At 69.4% G+C, this 20,567-nt stretch carries 19 protein-coding genes; 8 read left to right on the top strand and 11 right to left on the bottom strand.

Going from position 1 to position 20,567, the window contains the following annotated elements; genetic code table 11:
* Position 1: 1 nt before the first annotated feature.
* Positions 2–1,303, bottom strand: coding sequence for an MFS transporter (locus HPO96_RS24200; protein ID WP_171676285.1), 1,302 nt, complete (start codon positions 1,301–1,303; stop codon positions 2–4).
* 14 nt (positions 1,304–1,317) lie between these two features.
* Positions 1,318–2,040: an SDR family NAD(P)-dependent oxidoreductase gene (locus HPO96_RS24195; RefSeq protein ID WP_171676283.1), complete on the bottom strand. Its 723-nt coding sequence runs from the start codon at positions 2,038–2,040 to the stop codon at positions 1,318–1,320.
* A 146-nt stretch (positions 2,041–2,186) separates the two neighbouring features.
* On the opposite strand from HPO96_RS24195, the gene HPO96_RS24190 reads away from it, so the two are divergent.
* On the top strand, positions 2,187–4,448 hold the full coding sequence (locus HPO96_RS24190; RefSeq protein ID WP_171676281.1) for an FdhF/YdeP family oxidoreductase: 2,262 nt from the start codon (positions 2,187–2,189) through the stop codon (positions 4,446–4,448).
* Here the strand turns inward: HPO96_RS24190 and HPO96_RS24185 are convergent.
* A complete protein-coding gene (locus HPO96_RS24185) occupies positions 4,423–5,547 on the bottom strand; it encodes an MFS transporter (RefSeq protein ID WP_171676279.1) in 1,125 nt (374 codons plus the stop codon). The two genes, HPO96_RS24190 and HPO96_RS24185, sit on opposite strands and share 26 nt — an antisense overlap.
* A 79-nt stretch (positions 5,548–5,626) precedes the next feature.
* Here HPO96_RS24185 and HPO96_RS24180 point away from each other — a divergent pair, with 79 nt between their 5' ends.
* The 3 genes from HPO96_RS24180 (at position 5,627) to HPO96_RS24170 (ending at position 8,735) form a co-directional block, all read left to right on the top strand.
* A complete protein-coding gene (locus HPO96_RS24180; RefSeq protein ID WP_337796787.1) occupies positions 5,627–6,190 on the top strand; it encodes a CGNR zinc finger domain-containing protein in 564 nt (187 codons plus the stop codon).
* A gap of 22 nt (positions 6,191–6,212) precedes the next feature.
* Positions 6,213–6,686, top strand: coding sequence for a GNAT family N-acetyltransferase (locus tag HPO96_RS24175; protein WP_171676275.1), 474 nt, complete (start codon positions 6,213–6,215; stop codon positions 6,684–6,686).
* Positions 6,687–6,773: 87 nt separating this feature from the next.
* Positions 6,774–8,735, top strand: coding sequence for a tetratricopeptide repeat protein (locus HPO96_RS24170; RefSeq protein WP_171676273.1), 1,962 nt, complete (start codon positions 6,774–6,776; stop codon positions 8,733–8,735).
* 21 nt (positions 8,736–8,756) lie between these two features.
* Here HPO96_RS24170 and HPO96_RS24165 read toward each other — a convergent pair whose 3' ends face one another.
* Positions 8,757–10,949 (bottom strand): MMPL family transporter, encoded by a 2,193-nt coding sequence (locus HPO96_RS24165; protein WP_171676271.1) that lies wholly within the window; start codon positions 10,947–10,949, stop codon positions 8,757–8,759.
* A gap of 187 nt (positions 10,950–11,136) precedes the next feature.
* On the bottom strand, positions 11,137–11,673 hold the full coding sequence (locus HPO96_RS24160; RefSeq protein WP_171676270.1) for a M48 family metallopeptidase: 537 nt from the start codon (positions 11,671–11,673) through the stop codon (positions 11,137–11,139).
* A gap of 509 nt (positions 11,674–12,182) precedes the next feature.
* Between HPO96_RS24160 and HPO96_RS24155 the strand changes: the two genes are divergently transcribed.
* Both HPO96_RS24155 and HPO96_RS24150 read left to right on the top strand, forming a co-directional pair.
* On the top strand, positions 12,183–12,341 hold the full coding sequence (locus tag HPO96_RS24155) for a DUF5679 domain-containing protein (RefSeq protein WP_012922897.1): 159 nt from the start codon (positions 12,183–12,185) through the stop codon (positions 12,339–12,341).
* Between the two features lie 120 nt (positions 12,342–12,461).
* Positions 12,462–13,772: an AarF/UbiB family protein gene (locus HPO96_RS24150; RefSeq protein ID WP_171676268.1), complete on the top strand. Its 1,311-nt coding sequence runs from the start codon at positions 12,462–12,464 to the stop codon at positions 13,770–13,772.
* A gap of 4 nt (positions 13,773–13,776) precedes the next feature.
* On the opposite strand, the gene HPO96_RS24145 is transcribed toward HPO96_RS24150, so the two are convergent.
* Positions 13,777–13,944: a hypothetical protein gene (locus HPO96_RS24145; protein WP_171676266.1), complete on the bottom strand. Its 168-nt coding sequence runs from the start codon at positions 13,942–13,944 to the stop codon at positions 13,777–13,779.
* An 18-nt stretch (positions 13,945–13,962) separates the two neighbouring features.
* Here HPO96_RS24145 and HPO96_RS24140 point away from each other — a divergent pair, with 18 nt between their 5' ends.
* Positions 13,963–14,502 (top strand): NUDIX domain-containing protein, encoded by a 540-nt coding sequence (locus HPO96_RS24140; RefSeq protein ID WP_171676264.1) that lies wholly within the window; start codon positions 13,963–13,965, stop codon positions 14,500–14,502.
* A 650-nt stretch (positions 14,503–15,152) separates the two neighbouring features.
* Here HPO96_RS24140 and HPO96_RS24135 read toward each other — a convergent pair.
* From HPO96_RS24135 to HPO96_RS24120, 4 genes are all read right to left on the bottom strand, one after another.
* Complete coding sequence (locus HPO96_RS24135) at positions 15,153–15,440, bottom strand: WhiB family transcriptional regulator (RefSeq protein WP_171676262.1); 288 nt, start codon at positions 15,438–15,440, stop codon at positions 15,153–15,155.
* Positions 15,441–15,590: 150 nt separating this feature from the next.
* Positions 15,591–15,791, bottom strand: coding sequence for a hypothetical protein (locus HPO96_RS24130; protein ID WP_202886437.1), 201 nt, complete (start codon positions 15,789–15,791; stop codon positions 15,591–15,593).
* A gap of 356 nt (positions 15,792–16,147) precedes the next feature.
* Positions 16,148–17,086: an alpha/beta hydrolase gene (locus HPO96_RS24125; protein WP_171676260.1), complete on the bottom strand. Its 939-nt coding sequence runs from the start codon at positions 17,084–17,086 to the stop codon at positions 16,148–16,150.
* A gap of 13 nt (positions 17,087–17,099) precedes the next feature.
* Positions 17,100–17,417, bottom strand: coding sequence for a putative quinol monooxygenase (locus HPO96_RS24120; protein WP_171676258.1), 318 nt, complete (start codon positions 17,415–17,417; stop codon positions 17,100–17,102).
* Between the two features lie 111 nt (positions 17,418–17,528).
* Between HPO96_RS24120 and HPO96_RS24115 the strand changes: the two genes are divergently transcribed.
* Positions 17,529–18,401 carry an AraC family transcriptional regulator gene (locus tag HPO96_RS24115; protein WP_171676256.1) on the top strand — a complete coding sequence of 291 codons (873 nt, stop codon included), beginning with the start codon at positions 17,529–17,531 and terminating at the stop codon, positions 18,399–18,401.
* Here the strand turns inward: HPO96_RS24115 and HPO96_RS24110 are convergent.
* The gene (locus tag HPO96_RS24110) at positions 18,398–20,512 is read right to left on the bottom strand and encodes an ATP-dependent DNA helicase UvrD2 (RefSeq protein WP_171676255.1); all 2,115 of its coding nucleotides are present in this window, start codon (positions 20,510–20,512) and stop codon (positions 18,398–18,400) included. The genes HPO96_RS24115 and HPO96_RS24110 overlap by 4 nt on opposite strands.
* Positions 20,513–20,567: the final 55 nt, after the last annotated feature.

Raw genomic sequence — 20,567 nt, 5'->3', positions numbered from 1 at the left:
CCTACAGCGCAGTCAGGTCCCGTCGGCGAGTTTCGGAGTACAGAGTCACGGCTAGTACTGAGATGGCTGCGCACACTGCGACGTACACGGAGATCGCATAGCCGGAGTCGTACGCCTTGAGCAGCGCGATGGCGATGAACGGCGCCAGACCGCCGGCGATGATCGACGCGAGCTGATAGCCCACTGAGACGCCGGAGTACCGCACCCGAGTCCCGAAGAGCTCGGTGAAGAACGCTGCCTGCGGACCGTACATAGCACCGTGCAGAACCAGGCCGACGGTCACTGCGAGCGTTGCGAGCGCAAAGTTCTTCGTGTCCACCAGAGCCACGAAGAGGAAGGCCCAGACACCGACTCCGACCGCTCCGATCAGATAGACCGGCTTGCGGCCGATGCGGTCCGACAACGCACCCCAGAGCGGAATGACGCAGAAGTGGATCGCTGCGGCGATCAGTACCGCGTTCAGGGCGAACGACTTGCCCAGACCGAGATGCTCCTTCGCGTACGTCGCAATCACGATCGTGAAGATGTAGTAGCTGACGTTCTCCGCCATCCGGGCGCCCATCGCAGTCAGGATCTCCCGCGGGTACTTCGTCAGCACCTCTACCAACGGCAGCCGGTCGGCCGGCTCCTGCCGCGCCCGCGCCTCCTCGAAGACAGGCGACTCCTCGATCCGCAGCCGCACCCACAGCCCAATCAGAACCAGTACTGCGGACAGCAGGAACGGAATGCGCCAACCCCATGAGTTGAACGCCGCATCCGACTGGAACGCGGCCAGAGCAGCCAGAACACCATTGGCGATCAGCTGCCCGGCAGGAGCACCCGCCTGCGGCCAGGACGCCCAGAAACCACGTCGAGCCGGGTCGCCGTGTTCCGACACGATCAGTACGGCGCCACCCCACTCACCACCGAGCGCAAAGCCCTGCACGAGTCGCAATACCGTCAGCAGGATCGGCGCGAGCGCACCGACCTGTGCGTACGTCGGTAGCAAGCCGATGGCGAAGGTGGCGACCCCCATCATCACCAGTGACAACACGAGCAGCTTCTTACGACCGAGGCGGTCGCCGAAGTGCCCGAAGACCATTCCGCCGATCGGACGGGCAAAGAAGCCCACTGCGAAGGTGGCGAAGCTCAGCAACGTCCCAGTGAGCTCTTCACCCTTCGGAAAGAACAGCTCGCCGAAGACGACCGACGCGGCGACGCCGTACAGGAAGAAGTCGTACCACTCGACCGTCGTACCGACGAGGCTCGCACCGACGATCCGGACGATCGACGGCCGGGTGCGAACCGGGTCTGTGGCTGTCATGGCGGCTCCAAGCACTAGTGGGCGGTCCAGCCGCCGTCGAGTACGAACGAACTCCCCGTGATGGAGGCGGACGCCGGACCACACAGCAGTGCGACCAGCTCCGCGACCTCCGCCGGCTCGATCAGTCGTTTCACTGCGACTGGTTCGAGCATGACGTTGTTGAGCACCTCTGACTCGCTGAGCCCGTGTGCCGTGGCCTGATCGGCCAGTTGCGCGGTGACGAGCGGCGTCCGGACGTACGCCGGGGTCACACAGTTGCTGGTCACACCGCGCGCCGCACCCTCCAGTGCGACGACTTTGCTGAGTCCTTCGAGCCCGTGCTTCGCAGCGACGTACGCCGCCTTGAACGGGCTCGCCCGCAAGCCGTGCACCGAGCTGATGTTCACCACGCGCCCCCAGCCGGTGGCGTACATGTGCGGCAGGCTCTGCCGGATCAGCCGGAACGGTGCCTCCAGCATCAACCGCACCAGATAGCTGAAGCGCTCGGGCGGGAACTCCTCCACCGGTGCGACGGTCTGAACCCCGGCGTTGTTCACCAGGACGTCGATGTCGGTCGGCAGCTCCCCCAACGCATCCAGCTCGGACAGGTCGGCCAGCAGCGGTTGCACTCCGGCTGACTCGGGCACCGGCTCCCGGTCGACGGCCAGCACGTGAAAGCCGTCCTTGACGAGTCGCTCGACACAGGCGGCGCCGATACCGGAGGCGGCGCCGGTGACGAGGGCTCGACGGGGTTCCATGGCGGACGACTGTAGGAAGCCCGCGCGTTCCGCACTATGGGTTGTGAGCACACAGCCCGGGCGCCGATCATGGTTTCCCGCGCCACTTGTCCACAACTTCGGCTATCAGCCGCCCGTTGATTGATAGATGGAACTATCGTGGAGCCATGGTCGATATCGAGCAGCCGAAGAAGAAGGCCGCCGGGGTGCCCGCGGTGCTCTCGTCGTTCAAGTTCGGCTTCCGAGAGATGGGCCCGGCCCGGACCGGCAAGGTCTTCTTGAAGATGAACCAGGACGGCGGTTTCGACTGCCCGTCGTGCGCCTGGCCCGATCCCGACCACAAACGCAAACACGCGGCCGAGTTCTGCGAGAACGGCGCCAAGGCGGTCGCCTGGGAGGCGACCCGTAAACGCGTCCCGCGGGAGTTCTTCGCCGAGCACCCGGTCGCGCAGATCCACGAGATCTCCGAGTTCGACCTGGGCAAACTCGGCCGGATCACCGAGCCGATGCTGCTCCGCGCCGGCGGCACGCACTACGAGCCGATCGGCTGGGAGGAGGCCTTCCAGGTCGTCGCCCGGCACCTGCAGGCGCTGCCCGATCCGAACGACGCCGTCTTCTACACCTCCGGCCGAACGAGTAACGAGGCCGCGTTCCTCTACCAGCTGTTCGTTCGCGCCTACGGGACGAACAACCTGCCCGACTGCTCGAACATGTGCCACGAGTCCTCCGGCACCGCGCTGAACCGGGTGATCGGCAGCGGTAAGGGCGCCGTGACGCTGGAGATGCTCGAGCAGGCCGAGCTGATCGTCGTCGTCGGGCAGAACCCGGGCACCAACGCGCCGCGGATGCTCAGCCACCTGGAGATCGCCAAACGCAAGGGCGGCCAGATCGTCTCGGTGAACCCGTTGCCCGAGCCCGGCCTGATGAACTTCAAGAACCCGCAGAAGGTCGGCGGCTGGATCGGCAAGGGCACCGCGCTGGCCGATCAGCACCTGCAGATCCGGATCGGCGGCGACCAGGCGCTGTTCCTTGCCATCGGCCACTTGTTGGTCGAGGCCGAGCAGGCCAACCCCGGCACGGTGCTCGACAAGAGCTTCATCGACACCTACACCAGCGGTTTCGAGCTCTACGCCAAACACAACACCGAGCTGGACTGGGCGGCCGTCGAGCTGGCCACCGGGCTGCGGCGAGCCGAGATCGAGGAGCTGACCCAGCGCTTCATCGACTCCAAGGCGACCGTGATCTGCTGGGCGATGGGCCTGACCCAGCATCGCGAGGCCGTCGCCACGATCAGCGAGATCGTCAACGTGCTGCTGCTGCAGGGCAATATCGGCAAGCCCGGCGCCGGCCCGTGCCCGGTCCGCGGCCACTCCAACGTCCAGGGCGATCGCAGTATGGGCATCTGGGAGAAGATGCCGGCGGCCTTCCTCGACCGGCTGGATCGCGAGTTCGCCTTCACCTCCCCGCGGGAGCACGGGATCGACGCCGCCGAGACGGTGCTGCGGCTGCGCGACGGCGCCGTCCGCGTCTTCTTCGCGATGGGCGGCAACTTCGCCTCCGCGACGCCGGACACCGAGGTCGTGCACCGCGGGCTGCGGGCCTGCGATCTGACCGTGCACGTCTCGACCAAGCTGAACCGCTCGCACACCGTCACCGGGCGCGAGGCGCTGATCCTGCCCACCCTCGGCCGGACGGATTTCGACCGCACGCCGAACGGCCCGCAGTCGGTCACCGTGGAGGACTCGCAGGGCGCCGTCCACCTCTCCACCGGAAACCTGACGCCCCCGGGGCCGGAGCTGAAATCCGAGATCGCGATCGTGGCCGGGATCGCGCAGGCCGTCGTCCCCGGGGTCGGCCAGATCCCGTGGGCGGATTTCGCCGACGACTACAGCCTGATCCGGCAGCGGATCGGCCGCGTCGCGGACGGCTACGAGAACTTCGAGGAGCGCCTCCGCGCCCACGAGGGCGGCTTCCTGCTCGCGCACGCCGCGCGGGACAAACGCGAGTTCCGGACGTCGGACTCGAAGGCCCAGTTCACCGCGAACGAGCTGAGCTGGTTGCCGACGGCGCCGGGCAAGCTGCTGCTCCAGACACTGCGCAGCCACGATCAGTTCAACACCACGATCTACGGGCTCGAAGACCGCTACCGCGGCGTCCACGGCACCCGCGAGGTCGTCTTCGTGCACCCCGACGACCTGCGCGAGCTCGGCCTGGCGGACGGCGCGTACGTCGACATCGTCAGCGAGTTCCGCGGGGTCGAGCGGCGGGCGTCGGGGTTCCGCCTCGTCTCGTACCCGACGGCGCGCGGCTGCGTCGCGGCGTACTACCCGGAGACGAACGTGCTGATGGCGGCCGACGATGTGGCCAAGGGCAGTAACACCCCGGTCGCGAAGGGGCTGACGGTCAGGCTGGAGCCAGTCGCGTCCTGAACCAGGGTTGCGCGGCGGCGAGAGCGAGGGCGACGGCGGCGTTCAGCAGCCAGAGTCCTTCGGGCCCGGCGGCCGCGAGCAGCCGGGTCACGATCAGCGGCGCGACGGTGGTGGCGACACCCCAGCTGAGGCCGAAGATCGCGAGGTAGCGAGCGCGGGCGCCGTCCGGGGCGAGCCCGGCGGCCTGGGTCAGGTAGCGGGTGAGCAGGAACATCTCGCCGAGACTCCACAACACGGTCGCGAGCAGGAAGACGGCGAGGGTCTGGGCGAAGGCACAGACCACCAGGCCGATCGTGAGCAGGAGATAGCCGACCGCCATCGCGCGGAAGTCGTCGAGCCGGATGCCGAGCAGGCGCTGGCCGGCGATCAGCGTGACAGCCGAGACGGTCAGGATGATGCCCGTGCCGGACTGCGGGAGGTCGTGTTCGAGTAACGTCAGCGGGACGCCGATCACCAGTTGCATGTAGAGCGTCGCGAAGGCGGTGCCGCTGGCGAGAAGCAGCAGGAGGCGGCGGTCGCGCCAGGCCGCTCCGCGGGGCTGGGTGGCGTTTCGGCGTCCGTCGGGTGGGAGCGCACAGACGATCAGGACCGCGCAGGCCAAACAGGACAGCGCATCGGCGACGAAGAGCCAGCGCAGATCCCAATGGCTGACGGCCGCGGCCAGCAGCCCGGCAAGGACGCCGGCGACGGCCATCGCGGCGCCGATCAACCCGTACGCCGCCGGGCGCGCGGCCGGCTCGACGGCGTCGGCGACCGTGGCTTGGGTGGGCGGCTCGAAGATCTCGAAGGTCAGCCCGAGCAGGACGGCGGCGGCGATCGCGGACCAGAGCGTCGTACTGAGCGCGACCCAGAGCTGGGCAACCGCACAGCCGACCAGCCCGAGGACAATCGTCCGGCGGCGGCCGAGCCGGTCGGCCAGCTGACCGCCGAGCAGCCGGGAGGGGATCGTCGCCAGGCCGAAGAGGGCGACGACCAGGCCGGTGGTGGTCAGCGAGGCGCCGAACTCGACGGTCAGCACGATCGCCAGGAACGACAGTGAGAACGCGCCGACCCGGTTCACCGCACGGGCCACGGCGAGGATCCAGACTGTCCGGGACATCAGCACCTCCATGACTGGCTAAACCGATATGATCAGTCACGCAGGTTCGAGCGTACGAAGGAGTCGCATGACTGGTCAAGTGTCTTTTGATAGTCATGCACGGAGTGTGCTGGCCGCCTCGGTCGAGTACGTGAACCGGCTGACCCCCGGGTACGCCGGGGGCACGCCCTACCCGATGCCGACCGACGAGGCGCAGGCCGTGGCCGACGCGCTGGCCGCGATCGGCTACCCGCAGCCCGCCGTCCAGCCGAAGGACGCGCGGCGACTCGCGACCCTCGCGGCGCGGATGCGGATCGTCTTCGAATCCGCCCAGGCCGGTGAGCTCGACCGCGCCGCCGCCGAGATCAACGCCCTTCTCCTCGACACCAACGCCCGCCCCCAACTCGACCGCCGCGCCGACGGCTGGAGCCTGCACTTCCACGGCCCCGACGACACCCTCGTCAACGGCTGGGCCGCCGGCTGCGCCGCCGGCCTCGCCCTCGCCGTCGGCAGCAACCTCGCCGGCCGCCTAGGCGTCTGCGCCGCCCCCGCCTGCGACCGGGTCTTCGTCGACACCTCCAAGAACGCCCAGCGCCGCTTCCACTCCCCCCAATGCCAAAGCCGAGTCAAAGCCGCCACCCACCGAGCCCGCCAATCGACCTGATCGCTGCCTAAGGTCGGGAACCATGCCGATCACACTGCGCCCGTACACACCGGCCGACGCCGTTCCGACCTGGCAGGTCTACTACGCGGCGGTTCGGCGTACTGCAGCTCGCGACTACACCGAAGAACAAGTCCGCGCCTGGGCGCCGGACGAGGTGGACGCCGAGGAGTGGGCGGCCCGCCGGGCGGCGGCCAACACCTGGGTGGCCTGCGTGAACGACGAGGTCGCCGGCTTCAGCGACTTCACCGCCGACGGCGTCCTCGACATGCTCTTCGTCCACCCCGGCCATGGCGGCCACGGCATCGCCCGGCTCCTCGTCGAGAAGATCCAGCACGAAGCCGCCGCCCACGGCCTCACCCACCTCGTGACGCACGCCAGCCGTACCGCCCGCCCGGCCTTCGAAGCCCTCGGCTTCACCGTCACCCGCGAGAACCCGGCCAACCAGATCCGCGGCGTTCTCATCCCCAACTACGACATGCACTACAACCTGAGCTGACGGAGGTCGAAATCGGGGTGGTCAGGGTGGGTGGCGGAATCTAGAGTGGTCTGCTCGGCTGGGGGGCGTCGAAAGGTTGCGGCAGCGATGGCGAGGAGCTCTGTTGCGGCGTCGGCGGGGCCGCCTGATCCGGGGCGGAGCAGCACGGTCGAGGAGCTCGTCGAGGTGTTGCGGGCGTTGAAGGTTTGGGCCGGCGCTCCGTCGTACGAGGTGATCACGCAGCGGATCAACCAGGCGTGGCGCGCGGCGGGCCGGCCGGCGTCCGAGCTGGCGCGGCGGACGACGGTTGCCGATTGTTTCCGATCCGGACGTCGGCGCCTGAACACCGAACTGACGCTGGCCATCGTGGGGGCGATGCACGACGATCCGGCGTACGTGGCCCATTGGCGCCAGGTGTTCCGGGTCATCTCCGGCGAGACCCAGGCCGCGGCTCAGGTGCAGGTGTTGGGTGAGCTGCCCGAGCAGTTGGCGGAGTTCACCGGGCGCACGGCCGAATGGGAGCAGCTGCGGGACGCGGTCGAGTCCGGACGACGATCGGGATCGCCCGTGGTCATCACGGCGATCGAGGGCATGGCCGGACTGCAGGGCTCGACCCATCTGGCCGTGGACGTGTTCCGGCCCGATGAGGCCCGCGCCTTCCTCATCCAGGCTCTGGGCGACATCCCGGCCGGAACCGATCCACGCGCGGCAGACCGGATCGCCGCACGCTGCGGTTTCCTTCCGCTCGCTCTCGGTCTGGTGGCCGGGGCGATCCGCGCCAGCTCCGGCTGGACACTGACCGACCATGCCGAACGCCTCGACGAACGCTGTCGCGCCGACCGCCTCGACAGCGGTGTCGAACTCGCACTCGATGTCTCCTACCAGCAACTGCCCGCCGATCGGCAACGGCTCCTGCGGCTCCTCGCCCAGCACCCCGGTGAGGACTTCGACGCCTGCGCGGCCGCCGCGATGTGCGGCACCGACCTGGAACCGACCGAGACCGCCGTCCGCCAACTGCACGGCGATCACATGCTCGAGCTGACGGCACCCGGTCTCTACACCTTCCATGACCTGGTCCGCGCGTACGCGGGAATTCGCGCTACCGAGGAAGAACGTCCTACCGATCGGCGTACGGCGCTCGCCCGGCTGCTGGATCACTACCTGGCCGTCGCTGCAGCGGCGATGGACACCCTGCATCCCGCCGAAGCGGAGAACCGGCCCCGCATCGGTCCGCCGGTCGGTCCGAGCCCTTCCGTCCACGACTCCGCCGCAGCCCGCAGCTGGCTGGACACCGAACGGCTCAACCTGGTGGCCGCGGCGACGCATGCAGCTGACCACGGCTGGCCGGGGCACACCCATGCGTACGACGCCGCCGTACAAAGCGGGGAGCTGGACCAGCAGGCGCTGGCTCTGACCAGCCTGGGTGCGACGCATTCACAGCTCGGTATGTACAAGTCGGCGGCAGAGCATCTGCAGCACGCGCTGCGCTTGTACTACCGGGACGGGAACAGCGCCGGTCAGGCACATGCACTGCACAACCTGGGCATCGCCAACGTCCGGTTGGGCCGCTACAAGGCAGCCGTCGGGCATCACCAGCGGGCTCTGGTCCTCTACCGGCAGACCGGCGACTGCAGCGATGAGGCGACGACGCTGGACAACCTCGGCGAAATCTCGCACCAGCTCGGCGAACTCGATGCGGCCGCCAAGCTCTACCGGGAAGCCTTGGCGATTTGCTGCGAAACCGGTGAACAGGCCGGCGAGGCGTCGGTCCTCAACGGCCTCGCAGCCACCGAGCGAGCCGCCGGCCGGACGACCTCGGCGATCGATCAGCACAGCGCGGCCAATCTGATCGCTGTCACGATCGGGGATCCCTACCAGCAAGCTCGCGCTCAGGCCGGTCTTGGCGCGGCCCACCGCGCCCTTGGTCTCTCGGCTCGGGCGCATCAGCACTACCAGCGTGCGATCGCGCTCTACACCCAGCTCGGCCAGCCGGAAGCCGAACTGCTGCGCATCGAGCTCAGCGATCCGGCCGCCACCGGCCAGCGCGGGCAGATCACTCAGGTCGAGTGATCTGCCCGCGCGACAACTCCGTCAGCCGACTGGGGTCAGTTCGCGGTCGGGGTCCGGGGTGGGGGTGGCGGCGTGTTTGGCGGGGCGGGGGCGGAGCCAGCGCGGGGCCCACCAGTTGGCGTCGCCGAGGAGGATCATCGCGCTGGGGAGGACCACGGCGCGGATGATGGTGGCGTCGATGAGGATGGCGACGGCGAGGCCGACGCCGAGCTGTTTCATGTCGAGCGTGCTGAGGGTGGCGAAGACCGCAAAGACGCCGATCATGACGGCGGCGGCGCTGGTGACGACGCCGGCGGAGCCGGTGATGCCTTCGGCGACGGCCTGTTTGGTGGGGACGCCGCGGAGGACCGCTTCGCGGATCCGGCTGACGACGAAGACGTGGTAGTCCATCGAGAGGCCGAAGAGGACGACGAAGAGGAACAGCGGGAGCCAGGAGACGACGGCGCCGTTCGAGCGGAAGTCGAGGATGCCTTCGGCCCAGGTGTTCTGGAAGACCGCGGTGACGACGCCGTACGCCGCGCCCGCGCTGAGCAGGTTGAGGCCGATGGCGGTGAGGGCGACGACGACCGAGCGGAAGGTCACCATCATCACGATCATCGTCAGCAGCAGGACGAAGCCGATCACCAGCGGCAGTTTCGACTTGGTGTGGGCGGCGTAGTCGACGTCCGCGGCGACGAAGCCGCCGACGGCGTACTCGACGCCGGTCACCTTGCCGACGGTCTGCGGCATCAGCTCGGTGCGCAGTTTGGTGAGTGAGCCGCGCGCTTCGTCGCTCCCGCCGTCGAACGGCGTCGCGACCTCGAGGGTGGCGACCGTGCCGTCCTTGGAGACGCGCGGCTCCTGCAGACCGTCCTGGGCGAACAGCTTGTCGCTCTTGGTGCGCTGTACCAGCTCGGCGAGCGCGGCCTTGACCGCGGGCGCCTGGCCGGCCGGGGCCTTGACGGCGATCTGGTGGCTCGTTCCCGTGCTCGGGAAGGCCGCGGTCAGCCGGTCGTAGGCCTGCATGACGGGCGTCGTCCGCGGCAGGTCCTCGGTGCCGGGGAACTTGAGCGTCATTCCCAGCGCCGGCGACGCGACGGCGAGCAGCGCGACGACGGCGACCAGCAGCGTGGCGATCGGGTGCTTCAGCGCGGGCTTCAGCACGGTCGGCCAGAACTTCGGCTCCGACTTGCCGGCGGTCAGCCGCCAGACCAGCGGGATCCGCGGCTTGTCGACCCAGCGGCCGAGCTTCGCCAGGACGGCGGGCAGCACGGTCAGCGAGCCGATGACGGCAACCGCGACGACCAGGATCGAGCCGACCGCGAACGACGAGAACACGGTGTCCCGGGCGAGGAACAGCCCGGCCATCGAAATGATCACCGCCGTACCGGAGACGACGACCGCGTGCCCCGAGGTCGCCGCGGCGATCTCGACGGCGTCGACGTGGCCGCGGCCCTTGGCCCGCTCCTCACGCTCGCGGCGCAGGTAGAACAGCGAGTAGTCGACGCCGACCGCCATCCCGATCAGCAGGATGACGCTGTTCACGGCGTCCACCGCGGGGACCAACTGCGAGGCCGCGGCCGAGAGCCCGATCGCGGCGGCGACGGCCGACAGCGCGAGCAGCAGCGGCACCGCCGCGGCGATCAGCGCGCCGAACGCGATCAGCAGGATCGCCAGCGTGATCGGCAGGCTGAACATCTCCGCGCGCTTGAAGTCCTCGCCGAGGGTCTCCTGCAGCGCCTGCCCGATGGACAGCCCGCCGACCTCCTCGATGCGGAGATCCGGGTACTGCTTCTGGACGTCGGCGGTCGCATCCAGCAGCGGCTGCACCCGCTCCTTGTCCTCGCCGCCGCCCTCCTTCAGCGTCACGCGGACGATCAGCGCGTCCTTGTTCGGCGACGGCATCGGCTGCGCGACGTCCGCGACCCCACCGAGGGCGCGCATCCGCTCGCTCACCGTCGCAGCCGCCTGGCCGGCCTTGGTCTGGTCGAGCTGCCCGGACGGCGCCGTGATCAGCACGCTCTCCACATCCGGATCGGCGAACTGCCCGTCCTTGACGATCTGCTCGGAGCGGGTCACCTCGCCGATGTCGCCGTTGCTGTCCGACTTCTTCGTACCGGTCGCCGCGCCGATCGCGAAACAGGCGACCACGAGGACCACCCACATCCCGATCGCCCGCCACGGGTGCGTGGCGCTCCAGCGCGCCGCGCGTACCGTGATCTGTCCCTTGGACATACCCGCCCTGCCCCTCTGCGCCGCTTCGACGCCCCACCCAGCGCACCTGGCGTGGCGCTGGCTACGGCTCAAAAGCCTCCCGCGCGGCGACCGCCGGAACCATGGAGGAAGCACCCGACGCGACCCTGGGGGTAGCCCTACCCCAACCCCCGATCGTCACGATGAGTAATCGAACGACCGCGTCCGGTCAGAACTCCTCGAGGTCCAGCGAGGAGGCGGCCGAGACACCCTCGAGGTAGCCCTCGGCCCGCTCGGCCTTGGGGTAGCGATGCACCAGCGCCCAGAAGGCGGCGTTGTGGGCCGGTTCGATCAGATGGGCCAACTCGTGGACCAGCACGTAGTCCACGACCCAGGCCGGCATCGACTGCAACCGGGCCGACAACCGGATCGACCGGTCCGCCGGAGTACAGGAACCCCACCGTCTGTTTTGGTTCGAAACCCACCTCACGGACGCAGGTTCGGGCACTTCGGGGAGGTGACGACACGCGAGTTCGTGTGCTCTGGCCAACAATTTTTCGTCCGACACGCGGGATCTGCTGCGCTGCTTGTCCAGCCGCGCCAACATGGTCTCCACCCAGCGCGCCTCCTCGGCCGCGGAGAGCCGATCGGGCATCAGCACGATCACCCGCTCGCCGTCCCGGTAGGCGCTCACGGTCCGCTTGCGCCGCTTGCTGCGGCGGATGTCGACGTACGGCGGGATCGGGCGCGGCGGGGAATCGGCCATGAGGGAAAAACTACCTCCCGAATCCGACAACTTTCTTGGGTCCACATCCTGTGCACAGACGTTTTCGCAGGTCAGACGCCAGATCGCGACTCCGGCGCCGACGGTTGTTCACACCGTGTTCCCCCGCCGGTCCACAGCGCCGGGCGGCGCGGCCCACAGGTTGCGCACAGAGTTATCCACAGGGGTGGACAACCGCCCCTTGCCTCGGACGGCGGCGCCTTCTAGCGTCGACGTCAACAGGCTCCCGGACCGCGATCGGAGCCACTCGGAGGGGAAGCCGAGTGGTTCCGGCGGCGGATCACCGGGAGCCTGTTCCGTGCCGGCCCGATCGACGGTAAGGGTTTTCCCAGGCGGGGCCGAGCGAGTCGATGGACTTGAGCACGGCTCAGAAGGCCGTAGGGTGAATCCCGATTGGGCCGAACGGCCTACGGCAGGACGGTCTGCCGTTAGCATCCACGACTGGTCCGGTGACAACCCCGGGCTGATTTCAGAGCAAGGAGAGGGCCCTCATGGCAGAGACCTGGAGCGGCGAGTTCTACTGCGTCAAGTGCAAGGCCAAGCGCACCGCCGACGGCGAGGTCAAGGTCAACGACAAGGGCACGCGCATGGCGAAGGCCAAGTGCCCCGAGTGCGGTACGAACCTGAACCGGATCCTCGGCAAGGCCTGACGCACCACACCGCGGGGCGGTGACGGATCGAACACGGTCCGTCACCGCCCCGACGGTATTCCGGACCGCAATCGGGCCCCCGGCGCAGCCCCGGCTTGGGTCACCCGACAGAATGGGAACGTGTCGGATCTCCCCCGCAAGGCGCTGAGCCGGACCGCGAAACTCGCCAGCCTGCCCCTGGGCGCCGCCGGCCGGGCGACGGTCGGCCTGGGCAAGCGGATCGGCGGCGCGCCCGCCGAGGCCGTGCTCGCCGAGTTCCAGCGCCGGACGGCCGAGCAGCTGTTCGCCGTCCTGGGCGAGCTCAAGGGCGGCGCGATGAAGTTCGGGCAGATGCTGAGCCTGATGGAAGCGGCGATGCCCGAGGAGCTCGCGGCGCCGTACCGGGCCACACTGACCAAACTGCAGGACTCCGCGCCCCCGATGCCGATCGCGACCGTGGACACGATCCTGTCCCGGGAGCTCGGCAAACGCTGGCGGGACCGGTTCACCGAGTTCAGCGACAAACCGGCCGCGGCCGCGTCGATCGGCCAGGTGCACCGCGGCATCCTGAAGGACGGCCGCGAGGTCGCGGTCAAACTGCAGTACCCGGGCGCCGCCGAGGCCCTGCGCGCGGACCTGCGCCAGCTCGGCCGGTTCGCCCGCTCCTTCGGCGCGCTCGTCCCCGGGATGGACATGAAGCCGCTGATCGCCGAGCTCCAGGAGCGGATCGGCGAGGAGCTCGACTACGACCGCGAGTCCCAGGCCCAGCAGCAGTACGCCGACGCCTTCAAGGACCACCCGGAGTTCGTCGTCCCGCGCGTCATCAAGCACTCCCCGACGGTCATCGTCTCGGAGTGGATCGAGGGCCGCCCGCTGTCGTCGTACATCGCCGAGGGCACCCGCGAGGAGCGGAACGCGATCGGCCTGAAGTACGCGCGGTTCCTGTTCAGCGGCCCGAAGTACGCCGGGCTGCTGCACTCCGACCCGCATCCGGGGAACTTCCGCGTGATGCCGGACGGCCGCCTCGGCGTCGTCGACTTCGGCCTCTGCGCCCGGCTCCCCGACGGGCTGCCGCCGGCGATCGGGCGGCTGCTGCGGATCTCGCTGAGCGGCGATGCGGTCTCGGTCCGGGACGGCCTGGTCGAGGAGGGATTCATCAAGCCCCGGATGGAGATCGACCCCGAGCAGCTGATGGACTACCTGGCGCCGTTCGCGGAGCCGGCCCGGGAGGAGAGCTTCCAGTTCAGCCGGGAGTGGATGCGCGCCCAGGCGAACCGGACCAGCGACTTCCGCTCACCGAACGCGACCCTCGCGTTCAAGCTCAACCTGCCGCCGTCGTACGTGCTGATCCATCGGGTCTGGATCGGCGGGATGGCGGTGCTCTCGCAGCTCGAGGCGGAGGCGCCGTTCCGCGGCGTCCTGGAGGAGCTGCTCCCCGGCTTCACCGACTGAGGGGTCACCAGTAGACGGCGTCCAGCTTGCCCTCGATACCGCGGACGTTCTCGCGCGCGCAGGAGTCGCAGTACAGCAGCTTGCGGCCGCCCTCGACGGAGGTGGCCCAGGTCAGCGGGGTGTCCTCGGTGTCGGCCTGCCGGCCGCACAGCGCACAGGTAGCTCTTGCCATGGCAGTAGTCTGCACCCCGTGCGCTGGCGAATCCACGCGGAACATGAACTCTGGTCGAGCCCCTGGCTGAGCGTCCGGCGGCTGGACGTCGAGCAGCCGGACGGCGAGCGGGTCCCGTACGACGCCGTCCGGCTCAGCGACGTCGCCGCCGCGGTCGTGACGAACGCCGACGACCAGGTGCTGCTGCTCTGGCGGCACCGCTTCCTCACCGACACCTGGGCCTGGGAGCTGCCGATGGGCATCGTCGAGGCCGGCGAGGCGCCGATCGCCGCGGCCGCCCGCGAGGTCGAGGAGGAGACCGGCTGGCGGCCTGGGCCGCTGACCGAGCTGATCCGCTCCCAGCCGGGCGCCGGAATCATGGACGCCGTCCACCACGTCTTCCGCGCGACAAGCGCCACCCGGATCGGCGACCCGACCGAACGCAACGAGTCCGACCGCATCGAGTGGATCCCACTCGCCGACGTACCAGCCCTGATCGCACGCCGCGAGATCGTCTCCGCCATCACCCTCGTCGGCCTCCAACAGGCCCTCCTCAACCACCCCCATCCCCCTAGCTGACCCACCACCCGTCCCACCCGCTTTCCCTAGCCGACCCAGCCCCTTTGCCTAGCCGGCCCACGATCAGGTGGGTGGGCCAATCGCCAGCGGCTTGCCCACCCACAAGTTGCTGGGTCAGCCCAGCAAACGCGACGAGCGGGGAGCGGGACGCGAGAGCGCGAGAGCGAGGGCGCGGGAGCGCGGGGCGCGAGAGCGCGGGGCGCGAGAGCGCGGGCGCGAGAGCGCGGGAGCGGGAGCGGGAGCGCGGGAGCGGGCGGGGGCGGGGGCGGGGGCGGGGGCGGGGGAATGGTGAGGGGCGGCGCCTGGTTGGGTGCCGCCCCTGGTTTCAGCTGGTCAGGCTGTGGCGCCTACCTGGCCGGTCCTCCTGACGGACCGGCCGGGTGGGCGAAGGTGTTGTTGGTGTTCACACCAGGCGAGCGAGGGCGATCCGCGCACGCGCGCTGGCTCGCTCCGCTCGGCGGCTGGCCCGGGCGGCTTGCTTCTGTGCTCGCTCGATCTGGTGAGCGAGACGGAAGCGCCGGTTCTGCTCCGCGTCGTTCAGGAACGACTGTTGATGAGCACGGGCGAGATCTTCGTGAAGTAAATGCATTTCAGTTCTCCTGCGAAAAGTCTGGGTCGACATGGTTCGTGGTCTCGATTCGGATCTGGAGTCAGGCTGCGGTCATGGAGTCGTTCTTGCGGGGACGTCCACGAGGCCGCTTGCGCGCGACCACCGCTCCCTGGACGAAGAGCTGGCCGCCCCAGACACCCCAGGGCTCCGAGCGCTCGAGGGCGCCGGCCAGGCACTCGGCCTGGAGGGGGCAGGTGGAACACAGCGACTTCGCGTACTCGACATCCGCCGGCGATTCGGCGAAGAAGAGTTCTGGCGCGTAGGACCGACAGGGCAGGTCCTGCGACGTTGCAACCTCGGCGAAAACATCGAGGAAGCTAACGCTCATTCCGGTCACCTCCCAGTGACTTGGTGCTGATCTCTTGCTGTCTTTGAACGGTCAGCGGGTGCTGGCCGCCAAACTGTGGGGGACAAACAAAAGGGCCGCGGGACCCTTTGGTGGGTTCCCGCGGCCTGGAGGTGCCGGGTCTGACTTGCGTCAGACCGGTGGACTCCATGCTCGAGAACCCGAACCGCCGTACTTCACATCAGCGACAGCTCCGCCCTGAGACAGGACGGCACTGGGCGCCATGGACACAACGGTCGCGACGTGCGGTCGCGGCGAGGCACCCTGGATCGGCGCGCACGGCAGCGCGAAGACGTCGCTGAACGGCTTCTTGATGGCGTTGATGGTGATCACTGGGCACCTCCTCTCGTTGTGGCGAAGCGGGCTGTTGGCTCGATCGCTATGGTTGTTTGAAGTTTTCGGCCAGCCTTCGACCGCAGAAAGAACAGTACGCTGTCGTCCGCGAAGGCCGCAAACTATTTATTGGCAGGTTCGGGAACTTGGCCGGAAGTTGCCGCGTCGGCATCCGAAATCGGTTGCCGCCGCAGGCTCCCACCACGCTCCGATGCGCCTGTCGCACGCTCCGGAATCGTTGCCTCTGTCACCTAAGTGCCCTGTCTGCCAGCAGCAGACAGCAGTACGAAGTACAACCATGCGCCCTGTCTGCCCAGGCTGGCAACAGGTTTGCGGACGTTTGCACCTTCGTGCAATCACCGCGCCAGAACGCCGGCCAACCACCGGGTCCGCGTCGTCCGGGCGGCCGCGCCGAGCGCCGTCGCCGGGAACATCGCGTCGAACCCGTGGAACCCGCCGGCCCACACGTGCAGCTCAGCCTCTCCCCCGGCGGCCCAGATCCGGCTCGCGTAGGCGACGTCCTCGTCCCGGAACACCTCCGCGCTCCCGGCGTCGACGTACGTCGCCGGCAGCCCGGCCAGGTCGTCGGCCAGCGCCGGTGAGACGTACGCCGGGACGTCGTCCGGCGCCGCACCGAGCACTGCGCCCCACGCGAACCGGTTGGTCTCCGGCGTCCACACGCTCGGCACCCCGGCGTACTGACGGCTCGACACGGTGTCGTTGCGGTGGTCGAGCATCGGGCAGATCAGCACCTGAGCCGCGATCGCCGGCCCGCCCAGATCACGAGCCAGCAGCGTCACCCCAGCCGCCAGCCCGCCACCCGCGCTGATCCCGGCCACCACGATCCGCTCCGGATCCACCCCCAGCTCCGCCGCGTGCTCGGCCACCCAGCACAGCCCGGCGTACGCGTCCCGCACCGGCGTACTCCCGCCGAACTCCGGCGCCAGCCGATACTCGACCGTCACCACGACCACCCCGAGCTCCGCCAGCCACTCGAGCGGGATATCGATCTGCGAGAACCGGTCCCCCAGGATCATCCCGCCCCCATGCAGCCACACCACACAAGCACCGCTCGCGACCGTAGGAGTCAGGACTGTGAGCGGGACGAGGTGGCCGTCGGGGGCTGGGGTGGTGTGGTCGGTGCGGGTCAGTGGCTGGTTGGCGAGGAGTTGGCCGGGCGGGAGAGCAGAGGCCTGGCGCATGGCGGGCAGGACGGCGGGGGTGACTTCGGGGATCAAGGGGAAGTCGGCCAGGAGGGATTCGAGTTCAGGGTTCAGAGCTGGGTGCAGGGGCATGGCAGGTGACCTTTCAGAGGGTGGATTTGGCGGCGCGGGGGACGAAGTCGGTGTAGGGAGTGGCGTCGGCGGCCAACTGCTGGGTGGCGGCGACGATGGCCTGGGCCGCGGGGGTGGCGAAGATGCGGTGGTGGTCCGCCTCCGACGTCCATCCTTCGGCGACGAAGACGACGTCGGGGTTGGCGGCGGACTGGGAGATGAGGAAGAGCAGGCAGTACTCGGAGGAGCCAGGGTTGCCCGGATCGAGGGCAGTGCGGAGGAGGGCGACCAGATCATCGCCCTTGCCCGGCTGGGCGGTGACGGTGGAAGTGAAGCCGTAGCCGGCGGTCATGAGATTCTCCTTTGGTTTGTTTCTCCTATTCCATCGGCGCGATCGCCCGCTCTGGTAGCGCAAAGATCCGGAGTCCTTGCACGATTCTCCAAAATGCGGTGGAATCGGGAGATGGACGAGTTGCGAGCCCTGCTGCGGAAGCACGTGCGGCCGGACGACCGGACGGCGATCGACGGGCTGCACATCGCGCGGATCGAGCAGTCCGGGCCGCCCTCCCCGTCGATGTCAGGCGTGGTGCTGGCGGTGCTGGTCGAGGGAGCCAAGCGGCTGGCCGTGGGTGAGCGGGTGCATCTGTACCGGCCGGGCGACTACCTGGTCGCCTCGGTCGATCTGCCAGTGACCGGGCACTTCGTCGATGCGACGGTCAGCGAGCCCGCACTCGGCATGGCGGTCGTGCTGGAGCCCGCATTGATCGCCGACCTGTTGCTGCACGCCGGTCCCGGCGATCTGCCCCGCCCGCAGTCCGGCCCGGTCCCGGGGATCGCCGTAGGCAAGCTGACCGACGAGCTGGTCGACAGCCTGGCCCGGCTCGTCCGCCTGCTCGAGCGCCCGCGAGATCAGGCCGTCCTCGCACCGATGCTCAAGCGGGAGATCCACTGGCGGCTGATCACCGGCGATCAGGGCGCGGCCGTCCGGCAGCTCGGCCTGGCGGACAGCAGTCTGAACCACATCACCCGCGCCGCCCGCTGGATCCGCGAGAACTACGCCGAGCAGTTCCGCGTCGAGGACCTCGCCAAGCTGAGCGGGATGAGCCCGTCCGGCTTCTACCGGCACTTCCAGACCGTCACCGCGCTCAGCCCGATCCAGTTCCAGAAGCAGGTCCGCCTCCAGGAGGCGCGCCTGCTACTCGCCGCCCAGCCGCGCGACATCGCGACCGTCGCGCACCGCGTCGGCTACGACAGCGCCTCCCAGTTCAGCCGCGAGTACCGCCGCCAGTACGGCGTGCCGCCCAGCCAGGACGCCCGCCTCCGCGAGCCGGCCTAACGCGTACAGATCACCAGGATCTGCTCGCCGTACTTCATCAGCTTCGCGTGCCCGATCCCCGGGATCTGCCGCAGGGCGGACTCGTCCGTCGGGCGGGTCTCGGCGATCGCGGTCAGCGTCGCGTCGGTCAGGACGACGAAGGCCGGCATCCGCTCCGACTCGGCCTGCTCGGTGCGCCAGGCGATCAGCGCGTCGTACAGCTTCTGGTCGATCGCCGACGGGCAGCTCTCACAGCGGCCGAGTTTGCGCGCACCCGGATCGAGCAGCCCGCGCCCGCAGACCCGGCACTTCGGGATCGGCCGCCCGGACCGGGCCGCACGCTCGGCGCGATCGGTCGACGGCTCCCAGGCCGGCTGCTGCTGCCGCGACGTCCGGACGCCGATCGGGTCCAGAAACCGGGTCGGACCGCGGGTGCCCCGGCCGCCCGGCGATCGCGACGTCGACCAGCTCACGAACAGCTGCTGTTTCGCCCGCGTCACCCCGACGTAGAACAGCCGCCGCTCCTCCTCCACCTGGGCGGGCGTCTGGGCGTAGCTGATCGGCAGTGTGCCCTCGTGGGCGCCGACGATGAAGACGCACTCCCACTCCAAGCCCTTCGCCGCGTGCAGCGTCGCCAGCGTGACGCCTTCGGCGAGCGGCGCGTGCTGAATCGAGGCTCGCCGGTCCAGCTCGGCCATCAGCTCGGCCAACCCGGCGGTCGGGTTCGCGGCGGCGAAGTCGCCCGCCATGGTCACCAGCGCGCTCAGCGACTCCCACCGGTCCCGGACGGCGCCCTTGCCGCTCGGCGGCTCCGGCGTCCAGCCCGCGCCGCCGAGGACGCTGGTCACCGTCGTCACCAGCTCGTCGGACAGGTCGCCGGCCTTGGCCTGACCGCGCAGCAGGACGGCGGCCTGCCGGATCTCGGCCCGCTCGAAGAATCGCTCGGCGCCCTTCAACACGGCCGGGAGCTTCCGCTCGGCGAGCGCCTGCTCGAAGTTCTCCGATTGCGCGTTCGTCCGGAACAGGACGGCGATGTCACGCAACTGGACGCCCTCGTCCTGCAGGCGGGCCACCGCGCGCGCCACCGCATCGGCCTCGGCGACCTCGTCGGAGTACTCGCGGTAGATCGGGACCGGCCCCGGCTCGAGCTGCGAGCGCAGCGTCACCCGCCCCGGCAGCCCGGACGGTCCGGCCGCGTCGAGGATCTTGTTCGCGACATCGACGATCTGCGGCGTGGAGCGATAGTCGCGGACCAGCTTGACCACCGTGGCCGACGGATGCCGGGAGGCGAAGCGGACCAGATTCTCCGGCTCGGCGCCGGCCCAGGAGTAGATGGTCTGCGCGGGGTCGCCGACGACGCAGACGTCCTCGCGGCCGCCGAGCCACAGGTCGAGCAGGCTCTGCTGCAGAGGGCTGACATCCTGGTACTCGTCGACGACGAACGTCCGGTACTGCCGGCGGATCTCTGCGGCGACCCGCTCGTCCTCGGCGAGCAGCGCGGTCGCGCAGAGCAGCACGTCCTCCAGGTCGATCCGGCCGCGCTCGAGTTTCACGTCCTCGTACGCCGCGAAGATCCGGGCGATCGTCGCCGGGTCGAAGGCGGCCAGCGCCCGGCCCGCCTTCGGCGCGAGCGTCGGGTAGTCGTCGGGACGGACGTTGCTGACCTTCGACCACTCGACCTCACCGGCGAGGTCGCGCAGCGCGGGCGTGTCGACGCGGACCCGGCAGCGCGACGCCGCCTCGGTCAGCAGCGGGAACTTCCGGTCCGCGATCTGGGGCAGCTCGCCGCCGTACACCTTCGGCCAGAAGTAGCGCGCCTGCCGGAGCGCGGCGGAGTGGAACGTACGGGCCTGGACGCCCTCGACGCCGAGCCCCGCCAGCCGGCCGCGCATCTCCCCCGCGGCGCGCTGGGTGAACGTCACCGCGAGCACCCGGACCGGGTCGAACGTGCCCGTCCGCACGCCGTAGGCGATCCGGTGCGTGATCGCGCGGGTCTTGCCCGTGCCGGCGCCGGCCATCACGACGACCGGCCCGTGCAGCGCCGTCGCCACCGCGCGCTGCTCCGGATCGAGCGCCCCCAGGAGATCCTCGGGAGACCCGGAGCGTGTGAGGTCACTCACGGACTGCGTCATTCGGGAACAGCACCGCCTACGGCATGGTTCGGGTTGGTCGAGAGCAACCCTAGAC

Source organism: Kribbella sandramycini, from assembly GCF_013131805.1.
Lineage (GTDB): Bacteria > Actinomycetota > Actinomycetes > Propionibacteriales > Kribbellaceae > Kribbella > Kribbella sandramycini.
The sequence above is the reverse complement of the archived record's forward strand: the minus strand, read 5'-3'. Positions and strand labels throughout refer to the sequence as shown.